Source organism: Cryobacterium sp. MLB-32 (assembly GCF_000738085.1).
Lineage (GTDB): Bacteria > Actinomycetota > Actinomycetes > Actinomycetales > Microbacteriaceae > Cryobacterium.
In genome coordinates this window covers 1-856 of record NZ_JPRS01000420.1, presented here as the reverse complement: position 1 = coordinate 856, position 856 = coordinate 1, and the positions used below count along the sequence as shown (strand labels likewise).

General features: G+C 69.4%; 2 protein-coding genes. Both read left to right on the top strand.

Annotated features, from left to right (window positions below):
- Positions 1-211 precede the first annotated feature (211 nt).
- The gene (locus JF66_RS19070; protein WP_035880457.1) at positions 212-658 is read left to right on the top strand and encodes a hypothetical protein; all 447 of its coding nucleotides are present in this window, start codon (positions 212-214) and stop codon (positions 656-658) included.
- The coding region (locus JF66_RS19065) for a hypothetical protein (RefSeq protein ID WP_035880456.1) at positions 651-856 on the top strand (206 nt) is incomplete at its 3' end. The genes JF66_RS19070 and JF66_RS19065, both read left to right, overlap by 8 nt.

Genomic DNA, 856 nt, shown 5'->3' with positions numbered 1-856 from the left:
GCCGCTCCCGCTCCCGTGAGAGCCCGCTGCCCCCGCTCCGGCTGCCCCCGCTCCCGTCGCGCCGCCGCCACCACCTCCAGCTCCGGTCGCTCCCGCTCCGGTACCTGCCCCCGTGCAGGGTTCATCGGGCGGATCCGGCGGCTGATTTTCTTGGACAAGTCTTGGATGTTCCTGGGGTCGCTCTAGATCCAGGCCTCCGTAGTCTCGGAATATGAAATCACAAACGATCACGATCGTGTCCATCGTCGGTGTGCTGGGCCTCGCCTCAGCGGCGATGGTCGTGAACGCCGACACTCTCTCGTCCATCGGGGCCGGGGCCGGCGGCGCGGCCAGCGAGGTTCTGGTTCCGGTTTCCACGGACGCGCCACTGGTTCTTTCTCCTTCTCCCACAGTGCCGGTCGTGCCCGCGATGCCGACACCTGCAGCCGTTGCCCCGCTGCCGGCCCCGACCAGAGCGGAGACGACGAGCGGCACCGACATTCGTTCCTCCACGGACGGCGTCAGCGGAGACGGCCGCAGCGACGAAACCAGCGACGAAACCAGCGACGTGAGTAGCACCGAGCGCAGCACCGAGAACCGCACTATCAGCGGCGACGACGAGAGTCACCACACCGACGTCTCCGACAGCGAGCAGAGTGAGAGCGGCGACGATGACTAAGGCGGCCCACCCGGCCCGCCGCGCCCGCATCGCCACGGGAGTCGTCTCCGTTCTCGCCCTCGTGGGCATGGTTTCGGGATTCCAGGTCACGGCCGCGGCGCAGGCCGCCCAGGACGCCCAGGTTCTCGCCGCCGCCACTCAGGCCGCAGAGGTCGCGCAGGCCGCCCAGGATGTCGCGACGGCGAAAGCCGCGGCGGA

Coding starts and splice junctions, on each gene's coding strand:
- JF66_RS19070 (WP_035880457.1), top strand. CDS start 212: ATGAAATCACAAACGATCACGATCGTGTCCATCGTCGGTGTGCTGGGC.